The following is a 14,898-nucleotide window of genomic DNA, read 5'->3' on the forward strand; positions in this document are numbered from 1 at the left end:
GAACTACCTGGCGCTCAATAGGACTGGAGTTCGATCAGCGTGCCCTCAGGGTCGCGCAAGTGGGCGGTGCGCAGACCAGGGCTCCAGTGTGGGCGGTCGGCTGGGCCCGCGACCACGGTCGCGCCGTGGTCGGCGCACAGCTTCGTGCCCGCGTCGACATCGGGCACTCGGCAGACGAACATCACCGCGTCCTGCGACGGTGCGGCAGGCAGCGTAGACGTGCCGATGACCTCAGCCATCGCGGCGCGATCGAAGAGCACGAGTGCGCCTTGGTCCGCGACGTCCCAGTTCGCGTATGGACCGGCGGCGGTTCCCTTGACGAGAGTCGCCCCGATCAACTCGGGCAGCACCGCCGCGTAGAAGTCGAAGCAGTCGGCGAAGCGGGTGACCAGGAGTCTCGGATGTAGCGCGTCCACGGTGATCTCCGATTAGTTGGTGCGGACCTATTGTAGGTTCCCTCCTACAATAGGCCGATGGATACCGGACGCGCACTCCCACCGAGCCTGCTCGGCCTCGACATCTACCTCCTGTCGCGGGTCGGCAAGGCCGCGCGCACCGGGTTCGCCGACCGCCTCGCCGCTCGCGGCCTGCGCCTGTGGCACATGGCGATCCTCGCGGCGCTCGCCGACTTCGGCCCGCACGCACAGCGGGACTTGGCCGAGCGCCTGTCCATCCACCCCAGCGACGTGGCCAAGATCGTCGACGAACTGGAAGCCGCCGGTCAGGTGGAACGTGCGCGGGACGAGCGGGACCGCCGCCGCATCACCGTGCGCCTCACCCGGACCGGCCGTACGGCGTTGCGTTCCCTGGATCGCGAAGCCGGTCGGGTCGGCGACGAGATCCTCGCCCCGCTCGACCCGGCGGAGCGAGAGCAGCTGCATGCGATGCTGGAACGTCTCTTCGCGCATGCGTACCCGGGGTCACGCACCGAGTGATCGCCTCCGCGCGAGACGAGCCGGGCGAGGCGAGCGATCTGATCATCCCGCCCTCGTCGCAGAGCGAGTCGCACGCGCAGGCCACGACTGTGCCGAGCAGCAGCGTCGCTACCAGATTCCACCGCCACCGACCGCACGACGGCTCGAACTCTGCCCACCGCCGATGCGCCGATAAAACTGTTCAGAGCACCGTCTGTTCGATCAGGCGGCGGGCCGCGCGATCGGTGCGCTCGACCTCGCCGGTGATCAGCCGGTCTTGCAGAATTCCGCGCAGACCCGAAATCAGCAGTGTAGCGACAATTTCCGGGTCATCAATGGAATCGATGACGCGCAGCCCGTCGGCCAGCGCCGAGACGAAGATCGCGATGGCCGAGTTGGCGTAATCGGCATACGGACTTCGCGGCGCACAGGCCGCGCCGAGCACCTGAAGCATCACCCTGACGCTGGTGCGGCCGTCGCCCGAGGCGTTCGCGGTCCAGAAATCCCACAGCCGGTCGCGCAGTTCCGCAGCGTCACCGATGTCGGCGAACATCGCCGCGATGTCGGGGCGCTGCGTCGCCAGCGCTTGGACCAGCAATTCCTCCTTGGTCGTGAAGTAGTAGATCAGCATGCGCGAGCTGGTGCCGAGTTCGGCGGCCAGCGGGCGCAGCGACAGGTCCGCGAGGCCGTGATCGGCGATGTAGCGCACGACGGCGGCGAGCAGTTCTGCGCGTTTGGCGTGGTCGAGGGGGCGGGCCATGAGTTGACTGTAGCGATCGGTACAGGTATTCATGACATCGTGACTGTAACAATCGCTTCAGAAACTCGGAATTCGGTCGTGGTCACCGGATACGCGGCGACCACGTCGCTGGCCGACGACATGGATACGACCTGGTCCGGTTTGCTGGCGGGGCACAGCGGGATCGGCGCATTGGATGACGATTTCGTGGCCGAGTACGACCTGCCGGTCCGCATCGGCGGCAAGTTGCAGTCACAACCCGGCGCGGAACTGAGCCGGGTCGAACAGCGCAGACATTCCTACGTCGAGCAGATGGCGCTGGTGCTCGGCCGCCGGGTCTGGCGCGCGGCGGGCGCGCCCGAGGTGGACGGCGAACGCTTGGCAGTGGCGATCGGCACCGGGCTCGGCGGTGGTGACGCGCTGATCTCCGCGGTCGACGCGATGCGCGCCGGTGGCTACCGCAAGGTGTCGCCGATGTCGGTGCCGATGGTGATGCCGAACGGTCCGGCCGCCACCGTGGGGCTCGAAATTGGTGCCAGAGCAGGCGTTTTCGCTCCCGTCTCGGCATGTTCGTCGGGTTCGGAGGCGATCGCACACGCCTGGCGGCTGATCACCACCGGCGAGGCGGACGTAGTGGTGGCGGGCGGGGTCGAAGGACACATCGACGCCGTGCCCATCGCGAGCTTCGCCATGATGCGCGCCATGAGCACCCGCAACGACGAACCGGAACGCGCGTCCCGCCCGTTCGACCGGGACCGCGACGGGTTCGTCTTCGGCGAGGCGGGCGCGCTGCTGGTGCTCGAGTCCGAGCGGCACGCACGCGCGCGCGGCGCGACCGTGCACGGGCGGATACTCGGCGCGGGCATCACATCCGACGCCTATCACATCGTCGCCTCCGAACCGGAGGGGCTCGGCGCGGCCCGCGCGATGCGCAAGGCCATCGAGATCGCGGGACTGCGCGCTTCGGACATCCAGCATGTGAACGCCCACGCCACGTCGACCTCCATCGGCGACGCCTCGGAGGCCAACGCGATCACCTCCGTCGTACCCGACGCCTCGGTCTACGCTCCGAAATCCGCGCTCGGTCACTCGATCGGGGCGGTCGGCGCGTTGGAATCGCTGGTCACCATGCTCACCCTGCGCGATCAGGTCGTCCCGCCCACGTTGAACCTCGACAACCTCGATCCGGAGATCGATCTCGACATCGTCTCGGGCTCGCCGCGTACTCAACACATCGATTTCGCACTGAACAACTCGTTCGGTTTCGGCGGGCACAACGTCGCGCTCGCGTTCGGCCGGGTCTGATCCCGAGCCCGTTCCGGGGCGGGTTACCGTCGTTGTGCAAGCGACCGATCGGCCCGAAGGATGGACAGCGACGTGAGCGAGCGTCAGCGAAGCAACCGAGGACACCGCGCGCAGGCCCGCACTCAGCCGGGCGCGGGCAAGGCACGGTCATGACTGACGCCTTCTACCTACCCGATCCCGATCGGCCGGACCGATTCATCTCCACCGAGTTCACCCGTGGCCCCTGGTCGCCGGACGCCCAGCACGCCGGCCCACCGTCGGCGCTGCTCGGGCACGTGATCGAGCGGTGCGAGCCACGGCCCGGGTTCCAGGTCGGCCGGGTCGCCGTCGAGATCCTCGGCCCGGTGCCGCTGGAACCGCTCACCGCCCGGGCGCGCGTCGTACGTCCCGGCCGCAGCGTCGAGCTCATCGAAGCGACGCTGTCCACCGAGCGCGGGCCGGTGATGCGGGCGAATGCCTGGCGATTCAAGCTGGCCGAGCCGGAATTGCCGCTGCCGGAACGCTTCTTGCCGACGGGCTCGCGCCCCGGCCCGGAGCAGGCGGACGCGCCCGAGCCGTTCCCGTCCGCCCAGCCGATCGGGTTCCACACGGCCATCGATTACCGCTTCGTCAGCGGATCCTTCTCCGAACCAGGCCCGGCGATCTGCTGGATCAGGATCAAGCACCCGATCGTCGCGGGAACCGATCCGAGCCCACTGGAGCGCACCCTCGCGGCCGCGGACTCCGGCAACGGCGTGAGCGCGGTCCTGGACTGGTCGAAGTACTTGTTCATCAACACCGACCTGACGGTCACCCTGTACCGCCAGCCGGCGGGCGAATGGGTCTGCCTCGACGCCGTCACCTACCCCCAACCCCATGGCATAGGTATGGCGGAATCAGCGCTCTACGACGAAAAGGGTCCCTTGGGCCGCAGCACGCAAACCCTCTTCCTCGGCAACCGATAACCGAGGCAGACCCACTCGGCGTTCGTCACCGACGCGTTCACAGACGGGTCTGGGTCTGCTGGATTGCCCAATCTTGTGGTCGTAGCTTCGACGCGACTGACAGCCGTCAGGGCGAGAGGTCGGCAGCTACACGAGTACGCCGACGCGGCGGCTCAGGTTCCGCACGTCGCGGCTCATCCCCGTCGGCGGGTGCTGCACCAGGTCGTGGATCATCTCCCGCGCGAACCCGTTGTATCGAATGGTCTCCGGCGCTGTCTGCTCCGACCTCTCCAGCATCGCGAACACCGCTGCGGACTCCCGCCGCTGCGCATGTGCCCGTGCGACCTCGATGTAGTGGCGGCTCCGGCGCGGCACCGACACGATCGTCTCCGCATCCACATTCCCCGCCGCACGAAGAGCCTCTGCCGAACGCCGCAGCTCCACACCGAGCGTCGTCGCATGGGCCGTCATCACGGGCATGGAAAACGATGACTGCACATGCCGATACTCTCGACCCAGATTGCGGGCCATCGCATCGGCCGACTCCCAATGCGCCCACGCCTCCCCATAGCGGCCGCGGCGACCGTGCACATACGCGGCTTCGGCTTCGAGAGCACCTGCGATCCCCCGCCAATCATCCGGTGTCTCATCCCTGCTCAGATAGGGCTCCAACTGGCCCAGCGCATCGCGGATCAGGTCGAGCGCTTCCTCCCAGCGGCCGGAGTCCCGCAGCGCCTGCGCCATCGCCCATGTACTGCACGCGATCGCATACGGATCATCGGCTTCGAAGCCCTCGTTCATGGCACGGTCGGCGACCAGCCAGACCAGTTCGGGCGCAGGCTGATAAGCGACGAAGAAGTCCGCGAGCTGATACACACCTGCGAGCACACGACGCGCTTCTCTACGACCCGCCCCTGGAATGCGCGCCGCCTGCTGCGCGTCGCGGATAAGGCCGGGCAGCAGCGCCCCCAACTGGGTGCGGTGGTCGGGGCTACTGTGGCGAATCTTCCACGCCTGAGCCAATCGGATCGCCAGGTGCTCGACACTGGCCGGGCGTGGGCTCGATGTCATCCGGTAGTCGGTGAGTGCGCGACGCACCTCGGCGAGCGCTTCATGTTGCGCACCGGCGAAGACCGCCACCGACACCGCATGTCCGTTGCCGGTCAACTCGGCTAGGTCCTTCACCTCGAGAGCTTGCGCGATTCGCAGCAACATCGGCAGCTTCGGAGGTTGAAGGCGACCTGCCTCAACAGCTTTGATCCACTCCGCCGACCGGCCGACAAGTCCGGCCAGGACAGGCCGCGACATGCCCGCACGCTCACGCAGGGCCTTGATCCGCTTACCGACAGGTGCTTCATCCCAGGGGTCCTGCATGGCGCCCTCCTACGCGACGTGCCCGTGTGAGTAAAGAGTATCGGACCAAATGCGAACGGATGGTACGAAATGTACCCGGCCCCGCCTGGCGCATCCCTACCGTAAGTCGCAGCACTCGATATCGGGTCCACGACCACGACACCGGACTCCAGGTCGTAAACGGTTCAACCGAAAGCCACCCGCATTGAGTGCCTATTCGATTCGACAGAACAAACGCGCAAGGGGGTATCAGATGTCCGCAGATATTTCAGCGGTTTTGATTATGGTTGCCGCCGTCGTGGGCGGATTCATTCTCTTGTTTTGGGTGCTGCCATGGATGATCGACCATCGGCCCCAGGAGCCAGATCACGCCGCACCATCCATTCCCTACCTTGCGGATGAAGCCCACTTGGTCATGCAAGACCACCTCGACTGCGACGCCACCTCATGCGAGGCGCGGGCGCACGCCGTTCGCGTACTGCGTGAGGCGGGGCGCATGGTGCCCGCGAGGGACGACCGATGATTGCCCGGCGGGTTACCTGGGGAGCGGATCTACTTGCGGGCGTCTCGAGCACCGCATGGTGGCGATGACATGAGCGAACCCATCGGGATGATGCAGTCGCACATCGACGGCTCGATGTACATCGTGGGCCCGGATGGAATGCCATACACCGCTGAGGAGTACCTCGACCTGCTCAGGGAAGCGAACGATCGGTCACCGGAGCATCTTCAGCGCATCGCCGACGCAATCCGGGAATGGGCAGGTCTATCGAATGACACTCGGTGAAGCGAGCCCACGGAAAGGTCGAGATCTGTCGCATCGACTAGCCGTTGCCAATCCGGGCAGATAAATTGCAGGCCATGCGGCAGTCCGAAAGTAATGTCGTCCAGCGCTAGGAGGTCGCTCCGGTATGACAGCGAGTCTAATCGAATTACTCGAAATCGCTCGTTCGGCCGTGGAGCGGGGGGCTGAACTTCTCCACACCGCCGATCGAGGAACCATCCACACCAAGGGCGATCGCGACTACGTAACCGGCCTGGACCATCGAATCCAAGATGACATCAGGCGGTATCTGGCCGACGCGACACCCGAGTGCGGGTTTCTCGGTGAGGAGCTCGATGACAGGTCGCCCGCACACAAGGCGCGGTATATGTGGGTTCTGGATCCGATCGACGGAACGTCCAACTTCATTCACGGGCTGCCGCTGTGCGCTGTATCGCTGGCTCTCGTGCACAACGGCGAACCGGTGATCGGAGTCATCGGCGCACCGTTCCTCGGCCTGGAGTACTACGCGGCCGTTGAGCGCGGTGCGTGGAGCAATGACAAGCCGATCCGAGCGAGCGACACCAAAACTCTCCGCCAAGCGATCGTTTCCATCGGAGACTATGCGGTCGGGCAGGGGGCGGAGCCGGAGAACGAGCGCCGCATCGCTCTCACCGCCGCGCTGGCGGCAACTGTCGAGCGGGTACGAATGTTCGGATCCGCCGCCCTCGATCTGGTGTGGGTTGCCGAGGGGCGGACCGACGCCTGCGTCATGCTGTCCAACAAGCCTTGGGACACGGCGGCCGGCGTGCTCATCGCCCGGGAGGCGGGTGCTGTTGTCCTCGACTCGAGCTCTCGCCGCCACAGCCTCGACTCTCCGGACACGATCGCCGTCTCGCCCGCCATCGCCGACGAACTCATGAACTTGGTCAACGAATCGATCTATTGATCCTGACCAGCCCGGCCAGGAGCAATTTTGATTATCGCCGCCGCCGTTGTGGGCGGATTCATTCTCTTGTTTTGGGTGTTGCCATGGATGATCGACCCTGAGCCTCAGGAGCCCGAGCACGCCGCACCATCCATTCCCTACCTGGTGGGTGAAGCCCATTCGGCCATGCAAGACCACCTCGACTGCGACGCCACCTCGTGTGGGGCGCGGGCGCACGCCCTGCGCGTGCTGCGTGAGGCCGGGCGCATGGTGCCCACGAGGGACGACCGATGATCGCCCGGGTTACCCGAGAGCAGACTTACTTGCGCGAGATGGGTTCGCACGGTGGCGATGTCGAGTTAGAAGAAAAGGAAAATTGACAGCATCGAGGGGGTCGAGCATGGGGTCGATTTCGACCGATCACGATGCCGTCGTCGTGGAGTCGAATGCGATCCGGGATGCAGACCATTTGTTGGTGCGGCGAAGGTGCTCCGTCCGAGCGAGGACGTCGGCCTTGGTGGCAGTGGGCTGGCGGCTGGGGAACCACCTCAGTCGCCCACCGCCGCGATACCCGGGTCGTGTGCGTTGACGAGCCGAACCGACCCCTCTGCGGCCAGTTCGGCCAGCAGCCGCTGCGTGTGCAATCTTGCTACTTCATCGTGCTGCGTAGATGCGGCGAACGCCTCGACCGCCGCGGGTGCGGTGCAAGCGAGTTGGGCGTGGTGGTGGAACGCATCACCGACGTGCAGAAGTTCCTGACCGGCGTTTGGGTCGGCGATCACTACGCCGGCGTGGCCCGGCGAGTGGCCGGGCAGAGCGACCAGCCGGACCGATTCCGGAATGTCTTCCAGCGTCCAGGTGGAAAACCCCCGCCAATCGGCAGCCGGCTTCGGTGTCGGAGCCCACAGCACCCCATGGGACCACTGTGCGGGGATGACTCGGTCCTTGCCCTCGTCGGCTACGGCGCGGCACGCGGGGCTGGCGTGCACGCGCACCCACGGGAAGTCGGCCAGGCCGCCGACGTGGTCGCGGTGGTGGTGGGTGAGGACCACGTCGGATAGATCGCGCGGATTGCGCCCCAACGCCTTCACCTGGGCCAGCAGGGTCTCGCTGGGGTCCAGCGCCGGGTTGACGCGCCTCAGCCAGTCCTGCCCCAAACGTTCCTCGGGAGACTCGATGTCCTTGTGGCCGATACCTGTGTCGACAGCGACCAGGCGGTCGTCCACCTCGATGAGCAGGCAACGGCAGATAAAATGAGGAACGCCGAAGACAGCCTCGCCGCCGGGGACGTTGAGGTTTCCGCAGTTGATTTCATGGATTTGCACTCACCAGATGCTAGAAGTTCGTGTCGACACGAAGTCAACGACATGGTCCCGTGCCCAAGGAACTACTGAGCATCGGTGACGCCGCCGAGCACCTCGGGGTATCGACCCACCTTCTGAGACATTGGGAAACCGTGGGAATAGTCACCCCGCATCGCACAGCGGCCGGGGCTCGACGGTACGACGCGCAATCACTGGATGCACTATCCGTCGCCCTCAAGTGCCAACAGGCGGGCATGCCGCTCGACGTGATCGCTCGCCTGCTCAATGGTGACCGCAGACAACGCCGACAGCTGGTCGCCGAGCAGCGCGAGGCAATCAACCGGCAACGCGCCCAACTCGCACAGACCGCCAACTACCTCGACCATGTCTTGGAGTGCTCGCATCCGATCGTGCGTGATTGCCCCGCATGCCGGGGCTTCGCGGCATCAACGTCCTGACCCGCAAGAACTAGGGAGGCGGTCGGGCAGGAGGCGCTGCCGGAGAACGAGCGCCGCATCGCCGGTCGAAATCAGGTCACGGGCGGGTCGAGATCTGTTGGACGCCCCAGCCGTTGCCGTCCGGGTCGGTGAAGAAGAAGAATCCGACGTTGTCCAAGGGGTCGGGCACGGGGGTCGGGTTTTCGCCGAGGACTTGGATTTCAGTGACCTCGACGCCGCGGGAGGCCAGCTCCTCATGGGCTTTGCGCAGGTCGTTGACCACTAGTTGCAGGCCTTGTTGCGATCCGGGGGTCATGTCCGGCACGGCGCCCTTGCCGATCACGATCGAGCAGCCCGAGCCGGGCGGGGTGAGTTGCACTATGCGCACGCCCTCGCCGATCTTCGTATCGTGGTCGACGGCGAAGCCCAGTCGCTCCGCGTAGAACCGCTTGGCCCGGTCGATGTCCGACACGGGCACGATCACGACCTCGAGCGTCCAGTTCACGGCACTTCCTTTCGGTGGACTATTCGTACCAGTGCGGACCGGTTCACCCCGGGAAATTCATCGCCGTGCCCACCGCCAGGAGAACTCGTCCGGCGCGGGCGGTGGGCCGGGGAGTTCGCCGTCGGAGCTCAGTCCGGCGACGAGCATCGCGAGCACGCGGCGGCGCAACTGGACCGTGCGCTCGGGGTCGGGCACCGCGACCGCCGCGCAGGATTCCAGGATCAGGCCGAGGTCCTGCGGGGTGACGTCGGGACGCAGCTTGCCGGTGGCGTGGGCGCGGCGCACGAGTTCCTCGGTCGCCTCGCCGGAGCGCAGGACGTCGGGGAGGATCGATTCGTCGGGGGTGAACGTGCCCGCGAGGTGCACGGCGAGGGAATGCACGTCCGCGTCCACCACGCGCTCCAAGAAGCCGACGAGTCCGCGCCATCCGTCCGAATCCTCCAGCGCCGCTTCGGCCTCCTTGTTGTATCGGCGCAGACCGTCATGGCAGAGCGTGCGCAGCAGCACTTCCTTGCTCGGATAGCGGCGGTAGAGCGCGCTGATCCCGACGCCCGCGCGTTCGGCGACGGCGGAGATCGGGGCCGTCGCGTCGGCGAGGAAGACCACGCGGGCGGCCTCCAGGATCAAGCCGTCGTTGCGGGCCGCCTGCGCTTTGCGGCCGGGCAGACCCTTCTGAGCTGGGGCGTCGGATGTTCTCGGCATGAATTCAGCGTAGCACTTGAAACGGAATGATCCGTTCTGTTACGGTTGGAACAGAACAGAGCATTCCGTTTCACTAGGAGCAGGACATGACCGCGATCACCCCCTTCCGCATCGACATCGACCAGGCCGAGCTGGACGATCTGCGCGACCGGCTCGCACGTACCCGGTGGGCTCAGCAGATCCCCGGCTCGGGCGACACCTACGGGGTGAGCGTCGAGCGCGTCCGTCACCTGGTCGATTACTGGCGCGACGGGTTCGACTGGCGCGCGGTCGAGAACGCGCTGAACGCCTACCCGCAGTTCACCACCGAGATCGACGGTCAGAACATCCATTTCCTGCACGTGAAATCTGCACAGGAGGACACGTTCCCGCTGATCCTCACGCACGGCTGGCCCGGCACCTTCGTCGAGTTCGTCGGCGTCATCGAGCCGCTCACCACGGCCGGATTCGATCTGGTGATCCCCTCGGTCCCGGGGTACGGCTTCTCCGGCCCCACCACCGAGGCGGGCTGGAACGACGCCCGCATCGCCCGCGCCTGGGCGGAGCTAATGCGGCGGCTCGGCTACGCCCGCTACGGCGCGGTGGGCAACGACGGTGGATCGCAGATCTCGCCGGAACTCGGGCGGGTGGCTCCAGAGAACGTCGTCGGCGTGCACGTCGCGCAGGTGTACTCGTTCCCGTCCGGCGACCCGGCCGAACTGGCCGATCTCGACGGGGACGAGCAGCGGTCGCTGGCCACCCTGGACTGGTTCGTGAAGAACAAGATGGGCTTCAACGTGCTGCAATCCCAGCAGCCGCAGACGCTGGCGCACGCGATCACGGATTCGCCCGCCGGATTGGTCGGCTGGAACGGCCAACTGCTCGGCCCGGATCTGGACGACGACTTCGTGCTGACCAATATCGCGATCCATTGGCTCACCGGCACCGCGGGCTCGGCGATCCGGCACTACTTCGAGAAGGACAAGGCCGAGCACCCCACCGCGCCGACCACGGTTCCGCTCGCGCTGTGCGGCTCCTCCGGCGATTTCCACGGCATCCGGCGCTTCGCCGAGCGCGATCACAACATCGTCTCGTGGCGCACGCACGATGTGTTCACCCACTACCTGCACCATGTGGCGCCCGCGCTCATGACGGAGGAGATCACGGAGTTCTTCGCGAAGCTGCGCTGAGACAGTCGCTTATGGCATCGAGAGTCGCGGCCATGGTTCGTCTCGATTCCCGCTGATGTACTGGATTCAACAACAGCACAACAGCTTTCGAACAAGGAGAGAAACCATGCGAATCGCGGTCTTCGGAGCCACCGGTACCGTCGGTCGTCTCGTCGTCGAGCAGGCGCTGCGGGAGGGTCACGAGGTGACGGCCTTCACCCGCAGCGCCGCGAGCGTCACGCAGCGGCACGAGCGGCTGCGCGTCGTGGAAGGCGATGTGCTGGACACCGATTCGGTGCAACGCGCGGTGGAGGGACAGGACGCGGTGCTGGTCTCGCTCGGCAACGGCCGCAAGGGCGTGGTCCGGGCGGGCGGCACCAAAGCGATCATCGACGCGATGCGGCGCACGGGCGTGAAACGGCTGATCTGCCAGACGACGCTCGGCGTGGGCGACAGCAAGGGCAACCTGAACTTCCTGTGGAAGTACGTGATGTTCGGCTTGCTGCTGCGCCCCGCCTATGCCGACCACGTCGAGCAGGAGGAGTACGTCCTGGCCAGCGACCTGGACTGGACGATCGTGCGGCCGAGCGCGTTCACCGACGGACCGGCCACCGGCGGCTACCGACGCGGGTTCCCGGCGGACGAGCGCGGACTCATCCTGAAGATCGCCCGTGCCGACATCGCCGACTTCATGATCGAGCAACTGACCGACACCACCTACCTGCGCCAGGCGCCCGGTATCTCGAACTGAGCGCACCATGCGGCGGCACGAAAGCGGCCCACGCCTGGAGCGTGGGCCGACGCACCTCATGCGTGCTCGTGCGGTTCACCCCAGGCCGGGAACGGATCGGGATACTCCGCCCACGCACCCGGTCCCTCGGCGAACTCCGCCTCGGTGAGCAGGGCGCCGTCCAGCAGTGCACGCACCTTCTCGCAGTCCAGCCCGATCCCGATGAACACGATCTCCTGCCCCGGCGGCATCTCCAGCGACGACCACCAGGCGGCGGGTTCGAAAACCAGGTTCGGTCCCGCTTGCGACCACACCGCGGCCAGCGTCGAGCGGCTCGCGATCCAGCAGAATCCCTTGCTGCGCAACAGACCGCGCAACCGCTCCAGCGCGCCGGAAAGGCGCAGTGGATGGAACGGCCGATCGGCGGTGTAGGTGAGGCTGCGGATGCCGTACTCCTCGGTCTCCGGCGTGTGGCCGCCTGCGAGTTCCTCCGCCCACCCTTCGGCCGTCGCGGCGACCAGCGGGTTGAACCGGCCGGTGTCGAGCACCTCGCGCAGGTCGACCACACCGTTGCTGGTGCGCAGCACGTGAGCGCGCGGATTGAGCCTGCGCACCGTGGCCTCCACCGCGCCCGCCGCCGCGACGCCGACCAGGTCGGTCTTGTTGACCAGCACGACGTCGGCGAACTCGACCTGATCCACCAGCAGGTCGGCGATGGTGCGCGCGTCGCCCTCGCCCGCTTCCAGGCTCCGCTCGGCCAGCGCTTGGCCACGCGCCACTTCCGCGAGGAAGGTCGAGGCGTCGACCACGGTCACCATGGTGTCCAGCCGGGCGACGTCGCCGAGCCGGAACCCGTCCTCGAACTCCCAGTCGAAGGTCGCGGCCACCGGCATCGGCTCGGAGATGCCGGTGGACTCGATCACCAGCTGATCGAACCGGCCCTCGCGGGCGAGCCGGGCCACCGCCTCGATCAGGTCCTCGCGCAGGGTGCAGCAGATGCAGCCGTTGGTCAGTTCGACCAGCTTCTCTTCGGTGCGGTCGAGGTGGCCTTGGCCCGCGACCAGCGCGGCGTCGATGTTCACCTCACTCATGTCGTTGACGATGACCGCGACCCGGCGGCCCTCCCGGGTGGCGAGGATGTGGTTGAGCAGCGTCGTCTTGCCCGCACCGAGGAAGCCGGACAGCACGGTGACGGGAAGCAGATCGGAGTCCATGAAGTTAATGATAACGATTTTCATTTTGTCTGAATGGACGGGTCCGGTTGCTCGTAGCCGGAGAACGACGCCGCCGTAGGGTTTGGGTCGTGAAATTGCTGCCATTGCCCGCCGAGGGGCAGACCCCCGTCCGGGCGCTCACCATTGCCGGTACCGATTCCGGCGGAGGCGCCGGAATCCAAGCCGATACCCGCACCATGGCGCTGTGCGGCGTGCACGCCCTGGTCGCGGTCGCGGCGGTGACCGTGCAGAACACGGTGGGCGTCAGCGATTTCCACGAGATTCCGCCGCAGGTCGTCGCCGCTCAGGTGCGCTCGGTCGCCGGGGACATCGGGGTCGGCGCCGCGAAGACCGGCATGCTGGCCTCGACCGCGATCATCGAGGCGGTCGCGGAGGTGTGCCGGGAGGTCGGCATCGGCCGCGACGGCGAGATTCCGCTGGTCGTCGATCCGGTGGCGGCCTCGATGCACGGCGACCCGCTGCTGCACGCCGAAGCGCTGGACGCGCTGCGCAGCACCCTGATTCCGCTCGCGACCGTGGTGACGCCGAACCTGGACGAGGTCCGCCTGCTCACGGGCATCGAGGTAGCGGACGACGATTCTGCGCGGCGCGCGGCCGAGGCGCTGCACAAGCTGGGACCGCGGTGGGCGATCGTCAAGGGCGGGCACCTGCGTTCCTCCAAATACAGCGCCGACCTGCTGTTCGACGGCGAGCAATTCCTCGAGTTCACCGCGCCGCGCATCGCGACCGGCAACGACCACGGCGGCGGCGACACCCTGGCCGCCGCGATCGCCTGCGCGCTCGCCCACGGCTATCCGGTGCCCGAAGCGGTCGAGTTCGCCAAGGAGTGGACCTACCGCTGCTTGGCCGCGTCCTACGATCTCGGCGCGGGCCATGGGCCGGTGTCCCCGCTGTGGCGTTTGCACCGGAGCTGATCGGCGCCATTTCTTGTCGGTGGGCGCTGCGATACTGAAGACGTCGCCGACACGGATGGCTTCAACGGCGAGGCGATCGGAACAACGACGTTCGGCGTGGACGCGGCACGACCTCGGCGCCCGGCCCGGGGGGCGCTCCGGTCACAACGTGGAAAAGGCAAGATGCAGCGGACGATCGGCCGCGATGGCGATGCCGTGCAGCCGAGCGCTCGCCGCCACCAGCGCGAAGATGGTCTCGCTCAGATAGTGGGCGAACTGCTCGGCCGTCATGGCGGGCGGCTCCAGCCGGTTCACTCCCAGCCACCAATCGGTGGCCGAGGCCACCGCGCCGAAGATCGAATAGATCACCAGCTGCACGTTTTCGACCCGCACCAACTCGTCGTCTACTACGCCTGCGAACAGCTCGGCAGCGCGCCGGGCGGACTGCCTGGCCGATTGCAGCGCGCGATCGGCGTCGTCGGAGCGCGTGAAGTGGCTGTGCAGCATGAACCGGAAGACGTTCGGCTGCCGCGACACCACCAGCACGTATTCGGACGCGGCGCGGCGCACCAGGTCACCGGCCGAGTCGCCGGTGAGGTCGAAGCTGGTCATGACCTGTTCCCAGAGCAGGTCGCGAACCCGGTCCACGATCGCGTTGTAGAGATCGGTCTTGTCTTCGAAATGGCGATACAGCTTCGGTTTGGCCGCGCCCGCCTCCTTGGCGATGTCGCCCATGCTGACGGCGGGGCCGAATTCGTCGAGAGCGCGGAACGCCGCGTCCACGAATTCCTCGCGCACCTTTCTGCGATGCTCGCGCCAGCGCTCGGTGCGGGCGTCCACGCGTTTCGGCGGCTGGTCGTCTTCCGTCCGGCCGCGCAGCATCACGAATCCGGATGCTACCTGCACCGAGCAGCCCCGGTGATCGGACGTGCGCCGGGCATTCACCCGGCGATCCCGAGCTACCAGGAACCTCACAGCTGAGGCCCAGCGCGGTGGCAGTGTGGCCGTCGAGTCTGGTT

Annotated in this window: 19 protein-coding genes; 11 read left to right on the top strand and 8 right to left on the bottom strand. The window is 66.8% G+C overall.

The annotated features are described in order from the left end of the window. Positions 1-14: 14 nt before the first annotated feature. Positions 15-416: a VOC family protein gene (locus ACWEH3_RS01285; protein WP_450015449.1), complete on the bottom strand. Its 402-nt coding sequence runs from the start codon at positions 414-416 to the stop codon at positions 15-17. 57 nt (positions 417-473) lie between these two features. Between ACWEH3_RS01285 and ACWEH3_RS01290 the strand changes: the two genes are divergently transcribed. Further along, positions 474-935, top strand: coding sequence for a MarR family winged helix-turn-helix transcriptional regulator (locus ACWEH3_RS01290; RefSeq protein ID WP_450015447.1), 462 nt, complete (start codon positions 474-476; stop codon positions 933-935). 181 nt (positions 936-1,116) lie between these two features. On the opposite strand, the gene ACWEH3_RS01295 is transcribed toward ACWEH3_RS01290, so the two are convergent. Continuing rightward, entirely contained in the window at positions 1,117-1,674 is a 558-nt protein-coding gene (locus tag ACWEH3_RS01295) for a TetR/AcrR family transcriptional regulator (protein WP_450015445.1), read from the bottom strand. 39 nt (positions 1,675-1,713) lie between these two features. Here ACWEH3_RS01295 and ACWEH3_RS01300 point away from each other — a divergent pair, with 39 nt between their 5' ends. Next, on the top strand, positions 1,714-2,958 hold the full coding sequence (locus ACWEH3_RS01300) for a KasA/KasB family beta-ketoacyl-ACP synthase (protein WP_450015569.1): 1,245 nt from the start codon (positions 1,714-1,716) through the stop codon (positions 2,956-2,958). A gap of 149 nt (positions 2,959-3,107) precedes the next feature. Continuing rightward, a complete protein-coding gene (locus ACWEH3_RS01305; RefSeq protein ID WP_450015443.1) occupies positions 3,108-3,902 on the top strand; it encodes a thioesterase family protein in 795 nt (264 codons plus the stop codon). Positions 3,903-4,028: 126 nt separating this feature from the next. Here ACWEH3_RS01305 and ACWEH3_RS01310 read toward each other — a convergent pair whose 3' ends face one another. Next, a complete protein-coding gene (locus ACWEH3_RS01310; protein ID WP_450015441.1) occupies positions 4,029-5,255 on the bottom strand; it encodes a helix-turn-helix domain-containing protein in 1,227 nt (408 codons plus the stop codon). 232 nt (positions 5,256-5,487) lie between these two features. Here ACWEH3_RS01310 and ACWEH3_RS01315 point away from each other — a divergent pair, with 232 nt between their 5' ends. From ACWEH3_RS01315 to ACWEH3_RS01330, 4 genes are all read left to right on the top strand, one after another. Further along, positions 5,488-5,757, top strand: a complete 270-nt coding sequence (locus tag ACWEH3_RS01315; RefSeq protein WP_450015439.1) for a hypothetical protein — start codon at positions 5,488-5,490, stop codon at positions 5,755-5,757. A gap of 69 nt (positions 5,758-5,826) precedes the next feature. Continuing rightward, entirely contained in the window at positions 5,827-6,021 is a 195-nt protein-coding gene (locus ACWEH3_RS01320) for a hypothetical protein (protein WP_039802559.1), read from the top strand. A 124-nt stretch (positions 6,022-6,145) separates the two neighbouring features. Further along, on the top strand, positions 6,146-6,946 hold the full coding sequence (locus tag ACWEH3_RS01325; protein WP_039802561.1) for an inositol monophosphatase family protein: 801 nt from the start codon (positions 6,146-6,148) through the stop codon (positions 6,944-6,946). An 87-nt stretch (positions 6,947-7,033) separates the two neighbouring features. Further along, positions 7,034-7,219, top strand: a complete 186-nt coding sequence (locus tag ACWEH3_RS01330; RefSeq protein WP_450015436.1) for a hypothetical protein — start codon at positions 7,034-7,036, stop codon at positions 7,217-7,219. Positions 7,220-7,473: 254 nt separating this feature from the next. On the opposite strand, the gene ACWEH3_RS01335 is transcribed toward ACWEH3_RS01330, so the two are convergent. Next, positions 7,474-8,250, bottom strand: coding sequence for an MBL fold metallo-hydrolase (locus ACWEH3_RS01335; protein WP_450015434.1), 777 nt, complete (start codon positions 8,248-8,250; stop codon positions 7,474-7,476). A gap of 50 nt (positions 8,251-8,300) precedes the next feature. Between ACWEH3_RS01335 and ACWEH3_RS01340 the strand changes: the two genes are divergently transcribed. Then, positions 8,301-8,687, top strand: coding sequence for a MerR family transcriptional regulator (locus ACWEH3_RS01340; RefSeq protein WP_450015432.1), 387 nt, complete (start codon positions 8,301-8,303; stop codon positions 8,685-8,687). Positions 8,688-8,763: 76 nt separating this feature from the next. On the opposite strand, the gene ACWEH3_RS01345 is transcribed toward ACWEH3_RS01340, so the two are convergent. Continuing rightward, entirely contained in the window at positions 8,764-9,171 is a 408-nt protein-coding gene (locus ACWEH3_RS01345) for a VOC family protein (protein WP_450015430.1), read from the bottom strand. Positions 9,172-9,228: 57 nt separating this feature from the next. Next, positions 9,229-9,873, bottom strand: coding sequence for a TetR/AcrR family transcriptional regulator (locus ACWEH3_RS01350; RefSeq protein ID WP_412804906.1), 645 nt, complete (start codon positions 9,871-9,873; stop codon positions 9,229-9,231). Between the two features lie 86 nt (positions 9,874-9,959). Here ACWEH3_RS01350 and ACWEH3_RS01355 point away from each other — a divergent pair, with 86 nt between their 5' ends. After that, entirely contained in the window at positions 9,960-11,042 is a 1,083-nt protein-coding gene (locus tag ACWEH3_RS01355; protein ID WP_450015428.1) for an epoxide hydrolase family protein, read from the top strand. 106 nt (positions 11,043-11,148) lie between these two features. Next, the gene (locus ACWEH3_RS01360) at positions 11,149-11,772 is read left to right on the top strand and encodes an NAD(P)-dependent oxidoreductase (RefSeq protein ID WP_450015426.1); all 624 of its coding nucleotides are present in this window, start codon (positions 11,149-11,151) and stop codon (positions 11,770-11,772) included. Positions 11,773-11,828: 56 nt separating this feature from the next. Here ACWEH3_RS01360 and ACWEH3_RS01365 read toward each other — a convergent pair whose 3' ends face one another. After that, positions 11,829-12,965: a GTP-binding protein gene (locus tag ACWEH3_RS01365; RefSeq protein WP_450015424.1), complete on the bottom strand. Its 1,137-nt coding sequence runs from the start codon at positions 12,963-12,965 to the stop codon at positions 11,829-11,831. Positions 12,966-13,054: 89 nt separating this feature from the next. Between ACWEH3_RS01365 and thiD the strand changes: the two genes are divergently transcribed. After that, entirely contained in the window at positions 13,055-13,900 is an 846-nt protein-coding gene (gene thiD / locus ACWEH3_RS01370) for a bifunctional hydroxymethylpyrimidine kinase/phosphomethylpyrimidine kinase (protein WP_450015422.1), read from the top strand. A 141-nt stretch (positions 13,901-14,041) separates the two neighbouring features. Here thiD and ACWEH3_RS01375 read toward each other — a convergent pair whose 3' ends face one another. Beyond that, positions 14,042-14,785, bottom strand: coding sequence for a TetR/AcrR family transcriptional regulator (locus ACWEH3_RS01375; RefSeq protein WP_450015420.1), 744 nt, complete (start codon positions 14,783-14,785; stop codon positions 14,042-14,044). Positions 14,786-14,898 lie beyond the last annotated feature (113 nt).

It is taken from the genome of Nocardia sp. NPDC004718 (assembly GCF_053601535.1).

Coding starts and splice junctions, on each gene's coding strand:
- ACWEH3_RS01290 (WP_450015447.1), top strand. CDS start 474: ATGGATACCGGACGCGCACTCCCACCGAGCCTGCTCGGCCTCGACATC.
- ACWEH3_RS01295 (WP_450015445.1), bottom strand. CDS start 1,674: ATGGCCCGCCCCCTCGACCACGCCAAACGCGCAGAACTGCTCGCCGCC.
- ACWEH3_RS01305 (WP_450015443.1), top strand. CDS start 3,108: ATGACTGACGCCTTCTACCTACCCGATCCCGATCGGCCGGACCGATTC.
- ACWEH3_RS01310 (WP_450015441.1), bottom strand. CDS start 5,255: ATGCAGGACCCCTGGGATGAAGCACCTGTCGGTAAGCGGATCAAGGCC.
- ACWEH3_RS01315 (WP_450015439.1), top strand. CDS start 5,488: ATGTCCGCAGATATTTCAGCGGTTTTGATTATGGTTGCCGCCGTCGTG.
- ACWEH3_RS01320 (WP_039802559.1), top strand. CDS start 5,827: ATGAGCGAACCCATCGGGATGATGCAGTCGCACATCGACGGCTCGATG.
- ACWEH3_RS01325 (WP_039802561.1), top strand. CDS start 6,146: ATGACAGCGAGTCTAATCGAATTACTCGAAATCGCTCGTTCGGCCGTG.
- ACWEH3_RS01330 (WP_450015436.1), top strand. CDS start 7,034: ATGATCGACCCTGAGCCTCAGGAGCCCGAGCACGCCGCACCATCCATT.
- ACWEH3_RS01350 (WP_412804906.1), bottom strand. CDS start 9,873: ATGCCGAGAACATCCGACGCCCCAGCTCAGAAGGGTCTGCCCGGCCGC.
- ACWEH3_RS01355 (WP_450015428.1), top strand. CDS start 9,960: ATGACCGCGATCACCCCCTTCCGCATCGACATCGACCAGGCCGAGCTG.
- ACWEH3_RS01360 (WP_450015426.1), top strand. CDS start 11,149: ATGCGAATCGCGGTCTTCGGAGCCACCGGTACCGTCGGTCGTCTCGTC.
- ACWEH3_RS01365 (WP_450015424.1), bottom strand. CDS start 12,965: ATGGACTCCGATCTGCTTCCCGTCACCGTGCTGTCCGGCTTCCTCGGT.